The organism is Cytophaga aurantiaca DSM 3654, assembly GCF_000379725.1.
In the GTDB taxonomy this organism is placed as follows: Bacteria; Bacteroidota; Bacteroidia; order Cytophagales; family Cytophagaceae; genus Cytophaga; species Cytophaga aurantiaca.
This window is the reverse complement of sequence record NZ_KB903626.1, coordinates 1-24,608: the sequence shown is the minus strand read 5'-3', so window position 1 is coordinate 24,608 and position 24,608 is coordinate 1. Positions and strand designations below refer to the sequence as shown.

The 24,608-nt window shown below is 38.1% G+C and carries 13 protein-coding genes and 1 tRNA gene; 12 read left to right on the top strand and 2 right to left on the bottom strand.

The window, feature by feature from the left end; translation table 11 throughout:
* Positions 1 to 64 precede the first annotated feature (64 nt).
* Positions 65 to 757: a TIM44-like domain-containing protein gene (locus A3EE_RS0105460; protein ID WP_018342429.1), complete on the bottom strand. Its 693-nt coding sequence runs from the start codon at positions 755 to 757 to the stop codon at positions 65 to 67.
* Positions 758 to 1,374: 617 nt separating this feature from the next.
* On the opposite strand from A3EE_RS0105460, the gene A3EE_RS0105455 reads away from it, so the two are divergent.
* The 11 genes from A3EE_RS0105455 (at position 1,375) to A3EE_RS0105405 (ending at position 20,234) form a co-directional block, all read left to right on the top strand.
* Positions 1,375 to 4,185: a 2-oxoglutarate dehydrogenase E1 component gene (locus tag A3EE_RS0105455; protein WP_018342428.1), complete on the top strand. Its 2,811-nt coding sequence runs from the start codon at positions 1,375 to 1,377 to the stop codon at positions 4,183 to 4,185.
* A 53-nt stretch (positions 4,186 to 4,238) separates the two neighbouring features.
* Positions 4,239 to 5,771 (top strand): 2-oxoglutarate dehydrogenase complex dihydrolipoyllysine-residue succinyltransferase, encoded by a 1,533-nt coding sequence (gene odhB / locus A3EE_RS0105450; protein ID WP_018342427.1) that lies wholly within the window; start codon positions 4,239 to 4,241, stop codon positions 5,769 to 5,771.
* A 158-nt stretch (positions 5,772 to 5,929) separates the two neighbouring features.
* Complete coding sequence (gene lpdA, locus A3EE_RS0105445) at positions 5,930 to 7,330, top strand: dihydrolipoyl dehydrogenase (protein ID WP_018342426.1); 1,401 nt, start codon at positions 5,930 to 5,932, stop codon at positions 7,328 to 7,330.
* An 87-nt stretch (positions 7,331 to 7,417) separates the two neighbouring features.
* The gene (locus tag A3EE_RS0105440) at positions 7,418 to 7,879 is read left to right on the top strand and encodes a hypothetical protein (protein ID WP_018342425.1); all 462 of its coding nucleotides are present in this window, start codon (positions 7,418 to 7,420) and stop codon (positions 7,877 to 7,879) included.
* Between the two features lie 31 nt (positions 7,880 to 7,910).
* On the top strand, positions 7,911 to 8,471 hold the full coding sequence (locus tag A3EE_RS0105435) for an RDD family protein (protein ID WP_018342424.1): 561 nt from the start codon (positions 7,911 to 7,913) through the stop codon (positions 8,469 to 8,471).
* Positions 8,472 to 8,851: 380 nt separating this feature from the next.
* Positions 8,852 to 8,927 (top strand) — tRNA-Met (locus A3EE_RS0105430).
* Between the two features lie 197 nt (positions 8,928 to 9,124).
* Positions 9,125 to 10,630, top strand: coding sequence for an ArnT family glycosyltransferase (locus tag A3EE_RS0105425; protein WP_157446898.1), 1,506 nt, complete (start codon positions 9,125 to 9,127; stop codon positions 10,628 to 10,630).
* A 187-nt stretch (positions 10,631 to 10,817) separates the two neighbouring features.
* A complete protein-coding gene (locus tag A3EE_RS0105420; RefSeq protein ID WP_033417607.1) occupies positions 10,818 to 11,894 on the top strand; it encodes an NHL repeat-containing protein in 1,077 nt (358 codons plus the stop codon).
* 257 nt (positions 11,895 to 12,151) lie between these two features.
* Entirely contained in the window at positions 12,152 to 13,291 is a 1,140-nt protein-coding gene (locus A3EE_RS0105415) for a hypothetical protein (protein ID WP_018342421.1), read from the top strand.
* A gap of 369 nt (positions 13,292 to 13,660) precedes the next feature.
* Complete coding sequence (locus tag A3EE_RS0105410) at positions 13,661 to 17,221, top strand: T9SS type A sorting domain-containing protein (protein ID WP_018342420.1); 3,561 nt, start codon at positions 13,661 to 13,663, stop codon at positions 17,219 to 17,221.
* Positions 17,222 to 17,546: 325 nt separating this feature from the next.
* Positions 17,547 to 20,234, top strand: a complete 2,688-nt coding sequence (locus A3EE_RS0105405) for a PAS domain-containing protein (protein WP_018342419.1) — start codon at positions 17,547 to 17,549, stop codon at positions 20,232 to 20,234.
* A 102-nt stretch (positions 20,235 to 20,336) separates the two neighbouring features.
* Here the strand turns inward: A3EE_RS0105405 and A3EE_RS0105400 are convergent, their stop codons facing one another.
* Positions 20,337 to 20,561, bottom strand: a complete 225-nt coding sequence (locus A3EE_RS0105400) for a hypothetical protein (protein ID WP_018342418.1) — start codon at positions 20,559 to 20,561, stop codon at positions 20,337 to 20,339.
* A gap of 289 nt (positions 20,562 to 20,850) precedes the next feature.
* Between A3EE_RS0105400 and A3EE_RS21610 the strand changes: the two genes are divergently transcribed.
* Positions 20,851 to 24,608 (top strand): sugar-binding protein (locus tag A3EE_RS21610; RefSeq protein WP_083921244.1); only part of this gene is annotated, 3,758 nt, incomplete at its 3' end.

The window sequence follows — 24,608 nt, the reverse complement described above, 5'->3', positions numbered from 1 at the left end:
AGAAATGAATAATAACAAATCAGGCTCTATCCGTGTAGTTGGAATAGAGCCTGATTTAATCTTGTTATGCTTCAAAAGAATTTTTTGTCTGAATAAGATCCTGCATCGTTACATCCGTATCAATTTTTTCGAGTATCCAGGAGTTATCATTTCTGACAAAATGGTAACTAACTGAAAAGTTGCTAAGCGTTTTGGAAGAATTTTTAGTGATTTCCTGAGTGTCTTCATTGATCAAATAATCAAGCAATCTGCCCTGAATGTATCCTATATAGCGGTCTTTAGAATTATCTATGTAATCTTCACAACCAATGATGCGGGTCTCGTCAATATGAATCTGAGTGAGTATATTTTTTTCGCGACGGTTTAGCATCTCTGTCAGTAAGGTTTTATAATGTACATAAAGTTCCTTGTCAACTTTATCTTTTACCTTATCCATGTTTCTGTTTTCCCATGCATCCTGAATTTCATAAAATGCTTTTTCAGCATGTTTCTTTAATTCCTCCGTATTCCAAAAAGTGTCTTTATTTGAAGCGTGTGTCATTACTTTCGCAGCAGAACGGGATTTTAATTTTGTTAAGAGAGGGATACCACCAAAAATAACAGCTAAAGCAACGACTGCAAGAACCAAGATTATGGTATACATATGATTTCCGCTATCTACCCACGTTTCCTGGAGACCAGCTCTTACAAAAGTAGGGTTAAGCAACACCATAAGTGTGAAGAGCAAAAGAAATTTGAATGCAGCTTTAAATTTCATTTAAGATGGATTTAGGTTTATAAAGAATACTAAAATAGTAATAATATGTTTTAGATATACACTGAATAAATGTAAATGCTATCTTTTTAAAAAGTGGCTCAAAACAAATTGATACAAATTCTTTTTATAAAAACGCATCTTAGATACTGCATTATGACCCCAGTTGGGGTCATATATTTATAGGATATCGAATTCCAAATGTACTACGCACAATACCGAAGGTATTCTTTTCTAATAAATACCTTCGGTATTGTGCGTAGTAAAAAAACTATTATTATATGCTATAAACATGCGACCCCGCTGGGGTCGTCTTGTGAAAGAATTTTATCGATTTAATTCTATAATACATATAATTAGAAAACAATAATGCTTTTCAGTGTAAAATTAAATGTTTGATAATAAATAAGTTAAGTTTGAGCCTATAATTTAAGGATACCTTTGTTAACGCTCTTTTTTTCAATAACTCACCTCCTTACAGTTTTAAAACAGAATTAAAATATATATTTAAAAATCGTTAAAATGTTGTTTTTCAATATATATTTGAATATTCGAATATAAGGTTATGAACATTTTGCCATTTTAGTACCTTTGTAACAACTAATCGTAAAAGTTAACCCATGGATAATTATTCATACGTAGCAAATGCAGAAATCTCATACGTTGATGAGATGTATCAGAATTACCGCAAAGATCCTTCATCGGTAGATGAAACCTGGCAGAAATTTTTTGAAGGCTATAATTTCTCTTTACAGAAGTATGGAGAAAAAGGTGCTACAAACGGAGGAAGCACTGCAGCTCCATCCGGTAATGGCGTAGCAGCTACTGCTGCAAGTCCGGCTACAACCGTTTCAGAAAAAGAAGTTCGTGTACACTATTTGATACACGCATATAGAAGCAGAGGTCACTTAAGATCTAAGACCAACCCGGTACGTGAGCGTAAAGACCGCAAGCCGTTGTTAGAGCTTTCAGACTTCGGACTTTCAGATGCTGATTTAGATGCAGTATTTGAAGCAGGTAACGAAATCGGTATTGGTGCTGCACCGCTTCGCAAAATTGTAGAGACATTAAAATTCATCTACGAAGGTGCAATCGGTTTTGAATATATGTACATCCGTAAGCCAGAGAAATTGGCTTGGTTACGTAACAAGATCGAAAAAGAATCTCTTGCACATGCATTGACATTAGACGAGAAGAAACGTATTCTTTCTAAACTGAATGAAGCGGTTGTTTTCGAAAACTTCCTTCATACAAAATATGTAGGACAGAAACGTTTCTCACTAGAAGGTGGTGAAACGACAATTCCTGCATTGGATAAAATGATCACAGCAAGTGCTGAACTTGGTGTGGAAGAAGTAGTAATCGGTATGGCGCACCGTGGTCGTTTGAACGTATTGGCAAACATCATGGGCAAAACCTACGAACAGATCTTTAACGAGTTCGAAGGAAACATTAAGCCGGATATGACAATGGGTGATGGCGACGTGAAATACCACATGGGGTATTCAAGCGAAGTAGTTACACCAAAAGGTCAGAAGATCAATTTAAAATTAATGCCGAACCCTTCTCACTTAGAAGCAGTAGATCCAGTTGTTCTTGGATTTGTTCGCGCTAAAGGAGATCGTTTATATGGCTACGATTATAAAAAAGTATTGCCTGTATTGATTCACGGTGATGCGGCTGTTGCTGCACAAGGTATCGTGTATGAAATTGTACAGATGAGTAAACTGAACGGTTACCAGACGGGCGGTACCATTCACTTTGTAATCAACAACCAGGTTGGTTTTACAACAGACTTTGAAGATGCACGTTCTTCGATCTATTGTACAGACGTTGCTAAAATTGTTGATGCGCCTGTAATGCACGTAAATGGGGATGATCCGGAAGCGGTAACATTCTGTATGCGTTTGGCTGCTGAATACAGACAGAAATTCAACGAAGATATTTTTATTGATATGGTGTGCTACCGTCGTCACGGTCACAACGAAAGTGATGAACCGAAATTCACACAACCAAAATTATACAACGTAATTTCCCGTCACGCAAACCCACGCGAATTATACAATCAGAAATTGATTGAACGTGGTGATGTAGATGCAGAGATCGCGAAGAACATGGATCGTGAATTCAGAGACATGTTGCAGGATCGTTTGAATCAGGTGAAGCAAAAACCTCTTCCATATTCTTTACAGAAAATGGAAAAAGAATGGACAGAACTTCGCAAGGCAACAAAAGAAGATTTCGACAAATCTCCGGATACATCTATTACACAAGAAGTAATTGATAAAGTAGGAAAAGCGATCACAGATATTCCGGCGGATTTCAAACCGTTGAAACAAATTGAAAAATTATTAAAAGATCGTAAAGAACAATTCCAGGATACGAAAATTGTAAACTGGGCAACAGCTGAATTACTTGCTTACGGTTCTTTATTATTGGAAAAGAAAATTGTTCGCTTCAGTGGACAGGATGTTCAGCGTGGTACGTTCTCTCACCGTCATGCGGTATTGAAAGATGCTGAAACGAACGAACCATACTACAGCTTAAATCATATTTCAGATAACCAAAAACGTTTCCGTATCTATAACTCTTTGTTATCTGAATATGGTGTACTTGGTTTTGAATATGGTTATGCAATGGCTAACCCAAGTGCTCTTGTAATTTGGGAAGCACAGTTTGGTGACTTTGCAAACGGTACACAGGTTATGATCGATCAGTTCGTGACAGCAGGTGAAACAAAATGGCAACGTCAGAACGGTTTGGTAATGTTATTGCCACACGGTTATGAAGGACAAGGTCCGGAGCACTCTTCAGCACGTTTAGAGCGTTTCTTAGGTTTGTGTGCAAACAACAACATTGTTGTTACAAACATTACAACACCTGCAAACATGTTCCACGCATTACGCAGACAGTTGAAGTGGGAATTCCGTAAGCCGTTGATTAACATGGCTCCGAAATCATTATTGAGACACCCGTTAGTAGTTTCTGATCTGAAAGAATTTACAAACGGAAGATTCCAGGAAGTGATCGACGATGCAAACGTAGATGCTAAAAAAGTGAAACGTGTATTGTTCTGTACGGGTAAAGTATACTACGATCTATTCGAAGAACAAAAAACAACGAAGCGTAACGATGTTGCTATTGTTCGTATCGAGCAATTGTATCCATATCCTGAAAAACAAATGGAAGCGATTTTTGCGAAATACAAAAATGCAGAATATGTATGGGTACAGGAAGAGCCATACAACATGGGTGCGTGGGGTTACATCTTGCGAAGAATGTATTTGATGAACAATACACAGATCGAAGTTATTTCACGAGATGAAGCATCTTCTCCTGCGGTAGGTTACTTAAAAGCACACAACGAAAAACAAGCAGAACTTGTGAAGCGTTCGTTTGCCGATAAGATCGAAAAAATGAATATCCGATAAGTATAAACTTATCCAACTAAATAATTAAAAGAATTTTTATTGAAAATTGAATTATGGCATTTGAAGTAAAAGTACCTACAGTAGGTGAATCCATCACAGAAGTAACCATCGGAAGATGGAATAAAAAAGATGGAGAGTTTGTAAATGTAAACGACTTGATCTGTGAGATCGAATCAGACAAAGCAACGTTTGAATTGATTGCTGAAAAAGCAGGTACATTAAAATTGAACGCAAAAGAGGGCGATACCGTAGCTGTTGGCTCTGTGATCTGTTCTATTGAAGAAGGTACAGGTTCTGCAGCTAAGACAGTTGCAGCAGCAGCACCAGCCGCTACTCCAGCAGCAGCGGCTCCTTCAACACCAGCAGCTTCAAATGCAGCACCGGTAGAAGTTAAAATTCCAACAGTAGGTGAATCTATTACTGAAGTAACATTAGGTGCATGGTCTGTTAAATCAGGCGATGCAGTAAAAGCTGGTGATCTATTGTTAGAGATCGAATCAGATAAAGCAACGTTTGAATTACACGCTGAAACTACGGGTACAATCGAATTGATATCTAAATCAGGCGATACAGTAGCAATCGGAACAGTAGTTTGTAAGATCGTTCCGGGCGCAGGTGGTGCAGCGCAAGCAGCAGGTCCGGCTTCTGCACCAGCGGCTACAGCAGCAGCTTCTGCTTCTGGTGGAAACTATGCAGCAGGACATGCTTCTCCGGCAGCAGGTAAAATATTAAATGAAAAAGGTGTTGATGCTTCTGCAGTAGCCGGTTCAGGCAAAGACGGCCGCATCACAAAAGAAGATGCATTAAAAGCATCTGCAGCTCCGGCAGCAGCAGCTAAACCAGCGGCAGCAGCTTCTGCTCCGGCAGCAAAAGCGCCGGTAGCAGGTCGTGCAGACGAACGTGTGAAAATGACAAGTCTTCGTAAAACCATTGCGCGCCGTTTGGTAGCAGTGAAAAACGAAACAGCCATGCTTACTACATTCAATGAAGTAGACATGAAGCCAGTGATGGACTTGCGTTCTAAATACAAAGACACCTTCAAAGAAAAATACGGTATTGGTTTAGGCTTTATGTCGTTCTTTACAAAAGCGGTTTGTATTGCTTTAAAGGAATTCCCAGCAGTGAATGCATACATTGATGGCGATGAGATCATCAATCACAACTACTGTGATGTATCGGTTGCGGTATCTACTCCGAAAGGGTTGGTAGTACCTGTTATCCGCAATGCGGAAACATTGAGCTTTAATGAGATCGAAGCAGAGATCGTACGGTTGGCAACACGCGCACGTGATGGTAAATTAAGCATCGATGAAATGTCTGGTGGTACATTCACAATTACAAACGGCGGTATCTTCGGTTCTATGTTGTCTACACCGATCATCAACTCTCCACAGTCTGCGATTTTAGGTATGCACAACATCGTTGAGCGTCCGGTAGCAATAGGCGGACAAGTTGTGATCCGTCCGATCATGTACTTAGCACTTTCTTACGATCACCGTATCATCGATGGACGTGAGTCTGTAGGTTTCTTAGTTCGTGTGAAACAATTGTTGGAAGATCCGAGCAGATTGCTTTTAGGAGTTTAATCTAGTTACTAGGTACTAGTTGCTAGTTTCCAGACGAGAGAAGAGCGACAAACCCTGATAACTTAATAATATTAAATAGAATTTTAACTTTTAAATAATGGTACTGGTTGCTAGTTACAAGTCTAGTAGCTAGCAACTAGTACCTAGCAACTAAAAACATGTACGACGTAGTAGTTATCGGTTCTGGTCCTGGTGGGTATGTAGCAGCAATCCGTTGCGCACAGCTTGGTATGAAGACCGCATTGATTGAAAAATACAGTACCCTGGGCGGTACCTGCTTAAACGTAGGTTGTATTCCTTCAAAAGCATTATTGGATTCATCAGAGCATTATTACAATGCAACGCACACGTTCAAAGAACATGGTATTGATGTAGCAAGTGTAAAAGTGAACATCAAACAAATGATTGATCGCAAAGCAGGTGTGGTGAAACAAACATGCGATGGTATCAATTATCTGATGAAGAAGAATAAGATTGATGTGCATACAGGCATCGGTTCGTTCGTTGATAAAAACACCATCAAAGTAACAGCTGCCGATGGTAGTGTGAAAGAATTGAAAACAGCGAAAACAATTATCGCTACCGGTTCTAAGCCTACGTCGTTACCAAATGTTGCGATCGATAAAAAACGCATCATCACTTCTACGGAAGCATTGGAATTGACAGAAGTACCGAAACACCTGATCGTTATTGGCGGCGGTGTAATTGGTATGGAGCTTGGTTCGGTGTATGCACGTTTGGGCGCTAAAGTTTCAGTAGTAGAATTTATGGATACATTGATTCCTACGATGGATAGAGCGTTGGGTAAAGAATTGATCAAAGTTTCTAAAAACCATTTAGGTTTCGAATTTTACTTCAGTCATAAAGTAACAGGTGCTTCTGCGAAAGGCAAAGAAGTAACCGTTACCGCAGAAGACAAAGACGGTAAAGTAATTGAATTGAAAGGTGATTACGTGTTGGTAGCAACAGGTCGTCGTCCGTATACAGAAGGCCTTGGCTTAGAAGCTGCAGGTGTGAAGCTGGACGAGCGCGGCAGAGTAGCTGTTGACGGTCACTTACAGACAAACGTACCGGGTATTTATGCAATCGGTGACGTAGTAGTAGGCGCGATGCTTGCACACAAAGCAGAAGAAGAAGGTGTGTTTGTTGCAGAATCAATCGCCGGACAAAAACCGCATATCAATTACAACTTAATTCCGGGTGTTGTGTATACATGGCCTGAAGTTGCAGCAGTAGGTTATACCGAAGAACAATTGAAAAAAGATGGCAAAGAATACAAAGTAGGAAACTTCCCATTCAAAGCCTCAGGTAGAGCGAGAGCATCTATGGACGTAGATGGTTTTGTAAAAGTACTTGCCGATAAAAATACAGATGAGATTTTAGGTGTACATATGATCGGGCCACGTGTGGCGGATATGATCGCTGAAGCGGTAGTCGCAATGGAATTCAGAGCATCTGCTGAAGATGTGAGCAGAATGTCTCATGCACACCCAACGTTCACCGAGTCGTTCAAAGAAGCGTGTTTAGCTGCTACGGACAACAGAGCGTTACACATTTAATATTTATAATTCTTTTTAAAAAGCTGTTCCGATCCCGATAGTGATCGGGATAGCTTTTTTATTTTCTTCTTATTTAAATTTTAGCAGATGGAAATTTTAGACCATTCAGAAATAAATTCTGAAAGCAATGTGCAGTTAACAGAAACAATGAAAGGTTATTTAATAGAGGCAGCAAAGTGGACTAGATTTATGTCTATTGTTGGCTTTGGCTTATTTGGCTTAATGGCTCTTGGGTGTTTGATATTTATTGGGGCTGCAACATTCTTTGCGAATGAAATTGCAAATATGCAGGGAGGCGGTCAGATTCAATTTGTGTTCTTGTTTATTATGCTGATTGTTTATGGAGTGCTTCTTTTGATTCCGTCTTTGTACATGCATAATTTTTCATCTAAGACATTAAAGAGTGTTCCTGTATTGGATGTTACAGGAATAGAAATTGCTTTAAAGAATTTAAAATCAATTTTTAAATTCTATGGTATATGTATCATTGTTGGTATTAGTATTTACGGAATCTTGATTTTAGTGTTGGTAACAACGAAAACATTTTAAAAAATTCAGTCATTAAACGAAGCATAAAACTATGGAACAAATAATTCATAATATAGACGAGCCTCAAGTAACCTATGCCGAATTCGGTCCGCGTTTAGCTGCATCACTTCTTGATGGTCTCATCTTATCCCCGTTAAGTGTGGGTATAACGTATTATTCTTTACTGTCGGCAAAATCATATGTCTTGTCCTTGGTTCCTTCCTTGATAGGCATTATATATAAGTGCTATATGGAAAAGGAATATGGAGCTACGTTAGGAAAAAAAATAATGGGGATACAAATTGTTGGAGAAGATCTGCAGTCGATTTCCTATAAGCAAGTATTGATTCGAAACTATTATTATTTTATCGCATTTATCATTGCGATCAATAGCAATTATATTTTGTACTCTATGCCGGAAATGGAATCTGTTACATCCTTCATGGAAGCATCACAACTTCAGTCAAATTTACCTTCAATTATTAAAATTATAAGTTTTATCGTATCGGCCCTTTTCTGTATAGACGCTCTATTGATGTTAAAGAGCGATAAAAATCAAACTATACACGACGCTGTCGGTAAAACATTGGCGGTTAAAAAGAGTTCGCTGTAATTTTGTGTGTTAGAAGATAGATTGAGAAAGTCCCGTCCCTATCAATATCGGGACGAGACTTTTTAATTAGCGTTCCTTGCGTTCCTCTTTGCGACCTTTGCGGTTAAATTTATCCGAACTCCTTAACCGCAAAGAACGCTAAGATTTCGCAAAGGCCGCAAAGGAAAAGTATAATGACGAAGTCATTCATTAAATTATTTCTATAAAAATCAATCTTTTACCTGCTGGTTATTAGCTAAAAAGCCCATTAACGGGAACTTTTACGTTCTAAAAACAATTTAATGTTTTGAATGCAGGGAAAAAGTCCTATATTTGCAAACCAAACAATCAGAAAGATGCTCTGATTATTCTTCAAAAGACGAAAAATACCAAAAATATACCGCGGGATGGAGCAGTTGGTAGCTCGTCGGGCTCATAACCCGAAGGTCACAGGTTCGAGTCCTGTTCCCGCTACCATTGAAAAAAAACCCTTAGTTTGAAAAAGCTAAGGGTTTTTGTTTTTACTACCTAAATTGCTTTTAAACTTGTGTAGATAAAAGAGATGTCTTTAAAAAATTAAAAAATATACTTATTCGTTTTTAAAATTCTTCAACATAATGTTATCATTCTTTACTGAGCAACAGATTATATTATTAATCATAAGTATAATCCTTTTGCTGGCATCAGTATTATTATTTCCAGGCAGAAGAAGTGTGAGTCTTTTTTTTCTAGTTATCTGTACCTTTCTGGTAGGGCTTTTTGTTGCAATGCTTGACCCCTTTTTAATTATATGGGATGAACAATTTCATGCACTTGTTGCAAAAAATATGGTCGATCAACCATTTGAACCAACGCTTTATAAATTTCCAATTCTGGAATATGATTTTAAAAATTGGACTGCCAATCATACGTGGTTGCACAAGCAGCCACTATTTTTATGGCTCATTTCTTTTAGTATAAAATATTTAGGCAATACAGCATTAGCAGTGCGTATGCCAAGTGTTATTATGCATGCTATCATTCCTTTGTTTATTTATAGAATAGGATCAATATGTATAAATGAAAGGGTAGGTTATGTTGGAGCACTTTTTTTTGCAATAGCTTACTTTCCGTTAGAATTGTCAGCAGGTAGGTATTCAACGGATCACAATGATGCAGCATTTCTTTTTTTTATTACAGGAAGTATCTGGTCCTGGTTTGAATATCAAAAATCAAAAAACATGAGATGGCTGATTTGCATAGCAATATTTTCCGGATGTGCTGTGTTGGTAAAATGGCTCATGGGATTATTGATATATGTGGTCTGGGCAATTGTTATATTCTTTTCAAAAGAACAACGATGGAAAATCAACTCTTATATACCATTAATAATAGCTTTCAGCATAAGTGCATGTATATTTTTACCCTGGCAAATATATATTTTCCTGAGCTTCCCTAAAGAGGCTCAGTACGAATTGTTATATAACGGGAAACATTTTTTTGAAGCTCTTGAAGGTCATACTGAGTCTACCTTTTTTTACTTTACAGAAGGCTTTGAAAAAATCTATGGAGCTGGTTTTATTACACCCTTTTTTTATTTGGCAGGGTTTATTTTATTGATTGTTCAGGTTAAAGAAAAAAGATATAAAATAGCATTGAGCACGGTTGTGATCATAGTGTATATATTTTATTCAATTGCAAAAACTAAAATGATCGCATTTCCTGTTATCGTTTCACCAATTATTTTCTTAGGCTTGGGAGCATTAATTATAGCTGGTATTGACTGGATAGAAACTAAAATTTCAGATAAGAAAATTGTTTATAGTATTCAATGCATATTGATTTTAACAACAGCATTTTTTGTTCTGGATTTTTCTAAAATAGAGAAAAATCATACAATAAAATATCCAAAAGATAATCATCAAAGAGATCTGAGTTTAAAGGAAATGAAATTTATTCAATTCATTAAAAAGAATATTGCAGAAAAAAATACTGTAATTTTTAATACAAGCATTCGTCCGTTTGGGTATGTACATGTTATGTTCTACACAGATTTTATTGCTTACAGCTTTGTTCCTTCGAAAGAACAGATCGAAAAAGTAAAATCAAAAGGTTATAAAATAGCTGTGTTAGATCGTAACGATTTGCCACCTTATATACTAGAAGATAAAACCATTAAGATTGTACAGTTTTCTTTCTGATCTATTTTACAACTATTTAATTTTTGATTTAAACTTCAGGAATATTGTCTATTTATAACTCACCGTATTTGTTCGACCTTCATTCTATTTTTCACATAGTTTACTAATCAACACTCCTCTACAGTTTAACTACAGAATACTATTTTATTCTTACGTATTAATAGTATACACTTTTAAAAATATCTCTATGAAGTACCGTTTTTTAATAATCTTAATTTTCAGCTTCAGTGCATGTATAATGAGTTGTAAAAACAGTTCAGATCCGACACCATCAAAAACATCTACGTCTACATATATGGTAACGACCTTGGCTGGTAGCAGTACAGCAGGTTTTATTAATGGAACCGGACAAAGTGCAGAGTTCAATCATCCATCAGGAATAGCTGTTGATGGAGACGGAAATATATACATAGCTGATCGATTAAATCATGTCATCAGAAAAATTTTTTCTACAGGTGAAGTTACAACCTTCGCAGGGTCGGGTACAGCTGGATATGCTGATGCAACTGGAATTGCTGCACAGTTTAATTTTCCAACCGGTGTGGCTGTAGATAAGGATGGAAATGTATATGTAGCTGATCAGGGGAATCAGTTGATACGGAAAATCACTTCTGGCGGTGCTGTATCGACCTTGGCTGGTCAAGCTGGTACAAGCGGAACAGCTGATGGAATGGGTTCACTGGCACAGTTTAATGCACCTACGGGTGTTGCAGTAGATGCTTCAGGAAATGTATTTGTAGCCGATCAAGGGAATAACAGAATTCGTATAGTTACTTCCTCAGGATCAGTCTCCACTCTTGCGGGATCGTCTGGAGGTTATATGGATGGTACTGGAACAGGCGCTCAATTTCAAAATCCTGTTGCATTGGTTTTAGATGCTCATGGCAATATTTATGTGACTGACCAATATAATTATAAGATCCGTATGGTTACCTCTTTGGGAGTAGTATCAACAATAGCAGGTTCGATACAAGGATATGCTAATGCCACAGGAACTGCTGCTAAATTCGGTTCTCTTTTTGGAATCTCAATAGATGCCGGTGGGAATCTCTATGTAGCAGATCAAACAAATAATACAATTCGCAAAATTACTTCAGCAGGTGTCGTTTCTACTTTTGCTGGTTCAGGTATTCCTGGCACTACAAATGGAGTTAGTACGAGTGCTCTGTTTATAGCTCCTGCTGGAATTGCTTTTGATATAAATGGAAATTTATATATAGCAGAATATAACGGTCAAACAATTCGCAAAATCACTGCGCAATAAACAAGTGCTATTTATTAGATAAAGAGGAAGCCGGAGCGTGTTAATTTTAACACGCTCTGGCTTCCTCTTTTAAATCCTTATACCTTAAAAGCTGATATTTTAGCCTGTGCTCTCTTGTGACGGCAGCAGTTGGCCTGAAAGGAAATAGTAACTATTATGCTGCGTATACTGCTATTTAGAAAATAAAAGTCCGTTCTTTTATATATCTTCGTTCGTTGATTAAAAATTAAAATCGTAAAACTTTTATTATTGATGTTATGATTGAACATATATTAATAAATTCCTACAACACCATTATTACAAAGTGTGAATTATTTACACAGAAGAAAAACTGGATTCTTATACTTACACTTTCACTGCCATTCATTGTTTTTTTATTGGCATTTCCATCTTATGAAGGATTAAAAGGCGAATTTGCAGGTTCTTGGAAGGCAATATTGACGCAAGTTCAAGACCCTTTTTTATATCATGAATATGATCCTAATATGCATGAAAGTAAATTATCGTTCCGTATTACAATGCCATTCATTGCGTATGTATTTCATCTTGAAATTATAGGTATCCTTATTGTTCAAGCTCTATTCGGAACCTTATTATTTTATTTTTCAATTCGACTATTTGAACGCATTACACAAGATAAAGTAACAACCGTGTTGTTAACATTATCGTTGGCATTCATCTATGCGGGCCGTGTATCTTTTACTGAAATAAGAGGGATCTTTGATGGATTGGCATTATTTTTTTTAGTGACAAGTATGTATTTCAAAAATCCACTTCTTATTTTTATTTCTGTTTTTCTGGCATCGTGGACAGATGAAAGAGCGCTGATAGCTTCTTCTCTTGTATTTTTATATTGGATGTATTACAATAATTCAGCCGGAAACCGGTTGTTTTACACACATACAGTTGCTGTGATGAGCGCATGGATTGCTTATTTCGCAACCAGATATATATTGACAACGTTCTTTGGCTTTTCAACAAATGCAGGTGGTGTAGGATTAAGTCTTTTAATGAATCAGGTCAATAATATGCCAATGGGTATATGGTCTGCTTTGGAAGGAAATTGGTTGTTAGTAATTGCTGCGTTATGGATCGGATTTAAAAAGAAAAAATACACATTGGTTTTTTTCTTTACAGGCGGTATTTCTTTACTGTTATTAATTGCATTGTCTGTAATGGACATTACAAGAAGCATGGCATATCTGCTTCCGGCATTATTTTTAGCAGTTGCTTTAATAAAGGAAGTAGAACTTACAGCATATATCCGTAAGTTGGTTGTGATAGCGATGCTCGCAAGCTTTTTATATCCTGCTTATTATACAGCAGATACTTATTACATTGGTTGGACATATCCATTCCCCATTCAATTACTGAGATATGCAGCAGCAGGTTTGTAATACATAATTGAATTTTCTCTGCTGTTGGCAATCATTACTCTCATTAAACCACGACTCAATCTGCATTTGTGCCAAGGGCCGACAGCCCTGTATGAATGTAGTAGGGATACCAAAATGAGCGGAACGAAGTAAGCAATGAAACGCTGAGTGAAGCTACAAAGCCCGCATCTTTTTTCTATTGGTGATAAGAATAGCGGATCCAATACACAAGGTTGAATTTAACTGTAGACAAGAAATTGTTTTTTCGCAGTATAAAGAACAACTTTATGAATAATCCGTAATTCTTTTAAAATGTATATGAGGTAAATGATTAAATAAGTAAATTCAACTTCACGTTTTTAATTGAATTTTTAATAAAAAATATTTTTCATGAAAAGAATATTTAGTATCTGTTTTTTCATAGTTCTGTCTATTCAAAGCTATGCATTAAATTATTATTGGGTTGGCGGAGAAGGAAAATGGTCTGATTATGCAAATCACTGGGCAACTACTTCCGGAGGTACAACCTTTCATTCGCAAGTGCCAACCAATCTTGATGATGTTTTTTTCGATCAGAATTCAACAACGTCATCGTTCAGTTATACTGTTTCAGTTGACCAGACCATTGTGTATTGCCGCAATATGGATTGGACAGGGGTAAGAGATTATACACAATTCAAGTCTACGTTTTTAAATAATACCTTAAAAATATTTGGTTCGTTAAAATTGACAAGCACTATGCAATTTTATTTTGATACGAATATTTATTTTGAAGCAACTACTTCAGGTAATACTATAAGCTGCATGGGGCAGGAATTAAAAGCAATTCAAATTCAGTTTAATGGGATAAACGGGGAATGGACATTGAATGATACATTTTCTGCGAAGCACGAAGTATTTCATAATGCAGGAACCATTCATACCAATGATTTCACAATGAACATTGGAGGGTACTTTGCTGAAGGAACAGCAGCTTCTAATTTTGATATAGGCAGCAGTACTATAAACGTGGAACCCGGTTCGTATTCATTTTCTGGGCTAACCGAAGCCTGGTCAATTTTAAATTCCAGCCTTGTATTTGATCCATCCCAAAGCACTATAAATTTTCTTGGCGTTGGTAACTTAAGCTTCACAAGTATAACGTACAATTATAACATCATTAACTCCGGACAAGGAATGTTAGATTTTGATTGTAAAGAGTGCACAGTTAAAGAAATGAATTTTAAAGCAAGTGCTAATATCAAAGGCAATTCAACATTTCAGAAATTATTATTCACAGAGGGAAATGTTTATACGATTACGGGTGATATCAAGATCCCCGACTCCGGCAGTTTGATTGCAATGGGTACGTGTTCAAAGCCCATATTTATTCAGGCAGACAGAAGTGCAAACAGAAGTGCTGTTTATACACTTAAAAAAAATACAGGTGCTGTAAATGTTGAGTATGTGTATTTAGAGAATGCTGCTACAAGTGGTACAGCATCTTTTGATGCAGCGAACTCTTATAACCTGGGCAATGTAACAGGATGGAATATTGCCTTGCCAACTTCTAAGAATTTATATTGGGTTGGTGGTGGAGGAAATTGGAGTGACCAAAATCATTGGTCGCTTACTTCCGGAGGTGCTGTTATTTCAGGATGCGTACCAACCTATGCAGACAATGTTTTCTTTGATCAAAATTCGGGACTAGCAACAAATGCAATTGTTAAACTGGATTTGTATAAGGCACAATGTAAAAACATGGATTGGTCAGCCATTACGAATAATGTAACATTAGACAATAATAGAAACAAATTATATATAAGTGGTTCACTGACTCTTTCGGCCAAATTACAGTTTAGTGTTACAACTGGTCAATTGATTTTTAATTCTCAGTCAACTGGCAATACGATTAAAACTGCAGGAGTGCTTATTCCCGGACAAGTAATCCTGGATGGAATAGGTGGAGAGTGGACGTTAGTAGATGCATTTAGTGTTGGTGATATTGGTTTTTATAATGGTTCTCTAATAAGCAACAATCAACAAATTACTACGGCTACATTTTCTGCAATGCCCGATAAGGTCAATTCTATAAAGATTGTCTTACAAAATTCTACTGTCAAATTAACAGGAGCTGTATGGTACATGACGGCAGGAATAGGTTTTCAATGTGGAACTTCTACAATCATTATAAATAATACAACAAGCAGTCAGACACTGAATGCATCTCTATATAATTTTTACAATATAAATGCTCTGGGTTTAAACGTTTCAATCAGTGCAACGAATACCAGAAAATTATATTTTGCTCTTGATGGTTCCTTAGAAGGAAATCAATCTTTTGATAGTTTAATTTTTTCTGCCGGACACAAATACACGCTTACGAATGCTACGTATACGATTAATAAAGACTTCATTGCTAAAGGTACCTGTGGTAATTATATAAGCATTACGGGATCCTCCTATTACAAAACGAAAATTATTAAATCGTCAGGCTCTGTTTTGTGTACGAATCTCATGCTTTCGGATGTTGATGCTTCAGGAGGAGCAACTTTTTCTGCAAGCAATAGTGTTGCATTAACAGCTATCACAGGTTGGACCTTGCTTCCTTCAAAGCCGCGTAATTTATATTGGATCGGAGGGGCAGGTGATTGGAAAGATCCAAGCCATTGGTCGCTGAGCGATGGAGGTACAGGAGGAGAATGCGAACCAAATAGATTTGACAATGTTTATTTTACGCAATCATCCGGATTAAATAGTGGAAAGATGGTTAAGTCAACTGTGGCGTCTGAGTTTCATAATATGGATTGGTCAGGAATAATTCAGGTTTGTAATCTTACTTCATACGACGCTAATTGTTACGGTTCATTAATTTTAAGTAGTTCTGTAACAGTAAGCATGAGCATTACTTTCCGTAGTTCAACTCCGGAAACAATTAAAACCGCTGCAAAAACAATCGGTAGTGTAACGTTTGATGGCACAGGCTCGTGGAAACTTTTAGATAATCTGAAAGTTGGAGGAGGAATTAAACACATACAAGGAACATTTATAACAAATGGCTATTCCGTAAATTTAGGAACTTCTTATAATGTTATTGGCAATGCTACATTAGATATAAGAAATAGTAAAATGAGTATTGCTAAAGGCGGTTTTTTTGGCATGGCACCTTACCTCGTGTTATTGGCAACTAAATCAGAGATAGAATTTTTGAATCAAGACCCGGTTTTCTATCCTGCAGGTATTAATTATAGTCCCAGTGTTTCATTTTCCGAAACGAGCGATGGTTTGTCATTTGGCCGTGTAATCTGCAGAAATAATGCGGCACGGTTTATTGTAAGCAGAGGCCAGCATTCATTCACGTACTTTCTTGCAGAGGGTGGTGCAGAAATTACAAATTCATGTTCTTATGACACGCTTTCATTAACACCAGGCAGAACCTACATATTTGCAGCCGGCAGCACGCAAACGGTTCGGTCTGTTTTTAACGCAATAGGTCAGCCAGGTTTTCCGATAGAGATATTATCTAAATCTGTAGGAACATCGGTAGACATTTCTAAAGCTTCAGGCATAGTGTGTGCAGAGTATTTATATTTAAAAGATATTCATGCAGTAGGCGGGGCAACATTTTATGCCGGAGCTAACGGAGCAAATGTTGCAAACAATACAGGTTGGATCTTCACCGATTGCGGAAGTAATCCTCCGGTGACAACGAGTGTTTCTCAACGCAGTAATTTATCAGATATAATGCTGTACCCTGTGCCTGCTAATGATGCACTTACAATTTATATTCCTGATGCAGGTACATATAATTTAAAAATGTACAATATGCAAAGTGTCGAAGTTCTGAACAGAAAAGTAGAAGGAGGGTCAGACTATCACTTGAACACTTCAGCGTATATAGCAGGTACCTATTACATGTCTATTGATAACGGAACAAGTCAGAAAACAATTAAAATTGTTATTGTACATTAATGTTTCTGGCACCAGACTTTACGAAGCGGAGTCTGGTGCCAGAAATTTTTTGGTCATACTACATGAAAGACTAAGAGGATAATCTAAACGTCAGGAACTTCATTCTGATTATTTTTTCAGTACTTCAATGCCACAAATTTTTCATGTGAATTGCATATTTTTTTGTATCTTCTTATTAATTTCTTATTCATCTGAATAATTTGCACACGGAAACTTTCAATAGGTTTTGGAACAGGTTGTAATTTCCTGTTCTATGTTATTTATTATAATTATATAAGAGTAAATCAACCGATACTAGTGTATTGTTCAGGTTTAAAATATACCAATGGAGTTAACAGAAAATAAAGATCTTTTTCAGGTTGTTTTTGATTCTGCTGCAAATGGCATTGCGGCTATGCAGCCTATATATAATGGTGCAGGCAAGGTAGAAGATTTTTCAATTCTGCTTTTCAATAAATACATTCTTAACTGGATCGAAAATAAAGGTTACAAAGGCAAACGCTATACCGATGTTTTCCCGATGGCAAAGGAAAACGATATCCTGGAAAAATTTATCGCTGTAGCTGAAACAGGCATCAAGACGAACTTTGAACGCTTGTATGTAATTGAGGGCATAAACCATTGGTTCTGTTTTACTGCGGTAAAACAATCGGAGTTGGTAGTAGTGACCGTGGAAGATATAACCAAACGCAAGGTAGCAGAAGCAGCTTTGAAGGAAGCACTGGATCATGCAGAGAAGCAGGAACGTCTATATGATTCCATTACAAATAACACACCGGATCTGGTATATGTATTTAGTTTGGATTACCGTTTTACGTATGCAAACAAAGCCTTGCTGACTATGTGGGGGAAGTCTGCAGAAGAAGCCATTGGCCGTGGCTTACGTGAGAACGGTTATGAAGAGTGGCACGCACAGATGCACGAACGCGAAATTGATGAAGTAACGGCAACAAAAAAATCGATTCGTGGAACCGTATCTTTTCCGCATGCTGAATTGGGCAGTCGGGTATACGATTATATTCTTGTACCTGTACTGAATGAAAAAGGTGAAGTGGAAGTTGTTGCAGGAACAACCCGTGACATCACGGAGTTAAAGCATGCACAGGAAAAACTTCAGAAAAGTGAAGCCCGTTTCCGAAGCCTTCTGCAGGAGGCTCCTGTAGCTGCTACCTTGTTTCGAGGACCGGATCTGATTATTGAAATTGCAAATGAGCTTACACAACAATATTGGAGGAAAGGCAAAGATATTATCGGTAAGACCCTAGCTGAAGCTGCACCCGAACTGGAAGAGCAGCAGATGATCGCGTTGTTAAAAGATATATATGAACATGGTGGTACAGCTAATTTTTCAGAAACTCCCATCACCTTTATAAAAGATGGTGTCTCGAAAGAAGGCTATTATAGCTTTTCGGTTAAAGCCTTGTATAATAATGCAGGTAAGGTGGATGGCATTCTCAGCATCGGAAATGATGTTACAGAACAGGTGAATGCCCGTAAACAGCTTGAGTGGAGCGGTGCACGTCTGAAATCCATGATCGATCAAACACCGGCTCCTACAATGGTGTTGATGGGCGATGATTTGGTGGTTGAACAAATCAATAAATCTATGCTGCAAATGATGGGTCGCGGAGAAGAGGTCATCGGCAAACCTTTGCTTACCGTTATGCCTGAATTGGAAGGGCAGTATGTATGGGAACAGGTTCAAAAAGTATATAGAGAAGGAACACCATTCGATCAATCGGAAGTATATGTTTCACATAAACGTACGGGTGAACTGCAGGATTATTATTACAATATATCCTATCGTCCGTTGAAAGAAGAAGGTCGGATAACAGGAATGATTCAGGTGGCCGTGGATGTAACGGAGCAGGTGGTAGCACGAAAAAAATTACAAGAGAGTGAAGAAAAATTCCGTCAGATGGCAGACCTCATACCACAGATCATATGGACAGGTAAGGCAGATGGGTTTATTGATTACTACAACAAACGCTGGTATGAATACACCGGTTTTAAAGGAAGAGAATTCGGCGATCATAGCTGGGTTCCGATTTTACATCCCGATGATGCAGCATTTGTAATGGAACACTGGTATGGCAGTGTGCAGAAAGGTACTTCCTATCAACTGGAACTCCGATTGAAGAATGCAGAGACAGGCGAATACCGTTGGTTTTTGAGTAAGGCTGTTCCTATAAAAGGCAAGGAAGGAATCATTACAAAATGGTTTGGCACGTGTACCGATATTCACGAGCAAAAGACGATAACAGAAAAATTAGAAAGTCTTGTTGCTGAACGTACCAAAGAATTAAAGCGCTCCAACGAAGATCTGCAGCAGTTTGCACACGTTGCTTCACACGATTTGAAAGAACCGGTTCGAAAAATAAAAACCTTTGCCGGACGATTGGAAGAGCAGCTTCATGATAAGCTGGATGAATCAGCAATACGTTTCATTGAAAAAATCAATAATGCAGCAAATCGTATGTCTGTTATGATTGAGGGTGTATTGACATACTCCACGATTAATGCAGGTACGCAAAAATCTGAATTGGTTGATTTGAATGATGTATTTAAACATATAGAAACCGATTTGGAAATTCCTTTACACAAGACAGGAGGAACCATTGAATATCGTAATCTTCCGGCACTGGAAGGAGCGCCGGTATTGCTTTATCAGCTTTTTTACAATCTCATTAACAACTCCATTAAATTTGCTAAAGCAGATGTGCCTCCAAAGATAACGGTAGCGACATCAGAAATTCAAAACCATACAAACTTTTGTTGCATTACTGTTGAAGACAATGGAATTGGTTTTGAATCTGAATTGTCTGAACGCATATTTGAAACATTCAGCCGTCTTAATTCAAAAGATAAATACGAAGGTACAGGTCTTGGATTATCTCTTTGCAAAAAAATTGTTGAACGGCATGGCGGTACGATTGTAGCAAACAGCAGCGAAGGCAAAGGAGCAATGTTTATCATTACACTTCCTTTAAGACAAAAAGGAACAGGAATTTAAAATCGTTTTTTAGTTACAGATCACTATCTCCGTCACCGTGGTCTGTAGCGCAAAGAACATCAAAGGTGGGATTTAATCCGCATCAAAACGCATACAACTATTTTATACAGCCCAGTAATCCCAATGCTCTGGACTAATTGATTCTGAAGGTTTATTTTTTATAACTTCTAATAAATCATTTTCTTTCAGTGCCACCAACGAAAGTTTTAACTCTTGATTCGGAGCTATTGATTTTTCCAGATCGTATATTGCTTTCATCACATCGTTTGAAATGCAATTCGTAGCTTCAATAATGATGGTTAATTTTTTTATGATGGTATTTTTCATGATTGTGCGATTTATGTAAATGAAGACATTCTACTTATTATAATGTACGCTCTATCTCAGAGGTATGTTATCAGCATTAATTACCTGAATTGCTTCGGAAAATACGTAGAAGCATTTTAGAAATAGAATACCAGCTTAGTGCTTCCCAAAGCGATATAATTCCATTATCTTAAAAATATTATATAAAAAACAGCTTTTTTACTGTTTACAATTCCCTTCAGCCATCCGTAGCTAGAGACAAAACAGTTTTTAGTTCATTACAAGTGAGAACTGTAAATCTTAAAAAGATATGAAACGTACTTTTACATTAGCTTTTTTGTGGCTTCTTCTGACTTTTGCTTTTGTACCAAAGGCATTTTCACAAGATCCTAATTTTTATATTTTCCTATGTTTTGGTCAATCCAATATGGAAGGACAAGGTCCGATTGAAACACAGGATCAAACGGTAAATAGCCGCTTTCAGGTGATGCAGGCTGTTGCCTGTAACGGTCAACCGGCAAATGCCTGGCGCACGGCTACACCGCCCATTGCACGATGCAATACAAAGATTGGTCCGTCTGATTATTTCGGTCGTGAAATGATCGCGAACCTTCCTGCTAATGTAAAAGTGGGAATTGTACATGTATCTATTGCCGGAAGTAAAATAGAAATATTTGATAAAGCGAATTATCAGGCCTATCTGAATGGACTTGCAACAAGTGATCAATACATTAAAAATATTGCAAATGAATATGGGGGTAATCCTTATGCCAAGCTTGTTGCTCTTGCAAAGCTTGCACAGAAAGATGGTGTGATTAAAGGAATTCTACTGCATCAGGGTGAATCAAATACAGGAGATCAGGCATGGCCCACAAAAGTAAAAGGTGTGTATACAAACCTGTTGACAGATTTAGGACTTACTGCAAACAATGTTCCGCTACTGGCAGGACAAGTTGTAGACGCCGCGCACAACGGGCTTTGTGCAAGCATGAATACAATCATTAACAGTTTACCGAATACCATTCCAACAGCACATGTTATTTCTTCAAACGGTTTAGGTGCACAATCCGATAATTTACATTTTACAACAGCAAGCTACCGTACGCTGGGGCAGCGTTACGCACAGATGATGTTAAGCTTATTGCCAGCAGCACCAACGGGTTCTGCTCCGGTAGTGAGCTTAACTTCACCAACTACTACAAGTTATACTTCACCCGCAATCGTTACCATTACAGCAACCGCGACGGATGCAGATGGTACAATTTCAAATGTTAAATTTTATAACGGAACGACTTTATTAGGTACGGTTTCGACTTCTCCTTATACGTATACCTGGACGAATATATCCATCGGTACATACAGCATCACTGCAGTAGCTACAGACAATTCAGGAACAAGCACAACATCTGCTGCTAAGAGTATAACAGTATCGCTTGCAACAGGTACTGCCCCGGTAGTTAGTTTAACTGCTCCTACAACTACAAGCTTTACAGCTCCTGCCAGCATTACCATAACAGCCACCGCAACCGATGCAGATGGTACGATCTCAAATGTGAAATTCTATAATGGAACAAATTTATTAAGCACCGTCGCTACATCTCCATATACTTATACATGGGCCAGTGTAGCAGCAGGCACATATAGCATCACCGCAGTAGCAACAGACAATTCCGGAACAAGTACAACGTCTACTGCTAAGAGTGTAACAGTAACAACTGGTACAACAACGACAAGCACAGTACTTGGAAAGTGTAAAGGGAAATATTTCGGGAACATCATTGCAGGTTCTGTGCCGGGCAATTACACAACATACTGGAACCAGGTAACTTCGGAGAATGGTTCTAAATGGGGGTCTGTAGAAGGCTCTCAGGGTAATTATAATTTTGGAACATCCGATGTATCTTATAACTGGGCAAAAAATAATGGCGGCTTATTCAAGTATCATAATTTTGTATGGGGTTCACAAACTCCCGGATATGTTTCCAATACATCAACATCAACAGCTACAATCAGGACAGGAGTAGAAAATTACATCAAAGCCTGTTCTACGCATTACGCGCCAATGGGTGGACTTAAAATGATTGACGTGTTGAACGAGCCTGTAAATACTGCAATGCCTGGCAATTTAAAAGCAGCACTTACAGCAGGATATCAGGCTGATCCGGCGAATGCAGCTGATAAAAATAATCCATACGGTTGGGTGATCTGGCCATTTCAATTAGCGCGTAAATATTTTCCGGATGCAGTTTTACTGATCAACGAATACAATGTTGAAATGAACTGGAACAATTGCAGACAGCCTTATATTGATATGGTGAATGCGGTGAAGAATGCACCAAACTTAACAGACGGAAAGAAAAATCTAATTGATGGTGTGGGTCTGCAATGTCACGGTATTGACAATTTAACAGCAGCAAATTTCAAAGCATGTATTGATGAGATCTGGAACAAAACAGGCGTAGCGATACACATCACTGAATTTGATCAGGCGGCGAATCCGAATGAAGCAAAACAAACAGCTGTCTATACTGCATTGATACCAGTAGCCTGGGAACACCCGCACGTAGCAGGTATTACGCTATGGGGTTATATACAAGGTACAACGTGGATAAATGGAAATGGAACAGCAGGAGCAGGCGGTACCGATTCGGGACTCATGTATTCAAATGGTAATCCTCGTCCTGCGATGACATGGTTGCAAGGATATATGTCGGGTAGGCCAAGTTTAGCCTGTTGTCCGGCACCGGCACCTTTTGGTGATTGTGTAAATGCATGTACTACTCCTGCGCCAACAGTACCGGCTGCAATTGTATCATACGATATAAATGCAACTGCCACACAATTAACTGCAACAGGCACCGCACTAAAATGGTATACGGTAGAAACAGGGGGGACAGCATTAGCAGCTGCACCTACACCTACTACAACTGTAGCTGGAAAGACCGTTTATTATGTTGGACAAACATTGAATGGGTGTGAAGGTACTAGAACTTCGGTGACTATTAATGTGGCCAATAATTATAAAATATTTAAAGTAGGAGCTCCAATTACTGTAGATGGCACAATTGATGCGGTTTGGAACAATGCAAGTGTATTACCTGCTGCTGCTGCAAAATTATTATCGGGTACAGTAACAAACGCCGCTGATTTGTCAGGTAATTTCAAAGCGCTTTGGGATGATACCTATTTATATGTATTGGCGGATGTTTCAGATGATGTATTAAAGAATGAAAGTGCCAATGTATACGACGACGATGCAGTTGAAGTATATGTTGATATTAATAATGATAAAGCCACTGCTTATGGAGCAAATGATGTACAATACTCATTTGGCTGGAATGATGGAACTACAGTAGGTGTTTTGCCATCAGGTCGGTCAACTACGGGGATTACATATGTTGCAGTTGCACGTACAGGTGGATATGTAGTTGAAGCACGTATTCCATGGTCAACCTTACAAGGAAGCCCTGCAATCGGACAATTGGTAGGTGTTGATTTTATGATCAACGATGATGATGATAATGGAACACGTGATGGTAAGCTTGCCTGGAATGCCGCTGCAGATGACGCCTGGGAAGATCCGTCTTTATTCGGTACAGCTATCTTACAAGGTCTATTGACTTGTACCCCACCAAATGCACCAACAGTAACGGCAACAGTTGCTTATTGTCAGAATGCAGCAGCAACACAATTGACTGCAACAGGCACAGCTCTTAAATGGTACGCAGATAATACAACTACTACTGCGTTAGCATCTGCACCGACTCCTTCAACTTCAGCAGTTGGTACAACAAACTATTTTGTATCCCAAACAACAAACGGTTGTGAAAGTGCAAGAGCACAAATTGCAGTAACGGTTAATGCGTTACCAACTGCAGCAATTACAGCAGGTGGTTCAACAACATTCTGCGCAGGCGGAAGTGTAACACTTACAGCAAGTGCAGGAAGTTCTTATGTTTGGAANAANGGTTCCACACAAGTTGGAACGGCAGCAACGTACTCTGCAACAGCAGCCGGTTCTTATACAGTAGAAGTAACCAATGCCAATACATGTAAAGCTACTTCAAC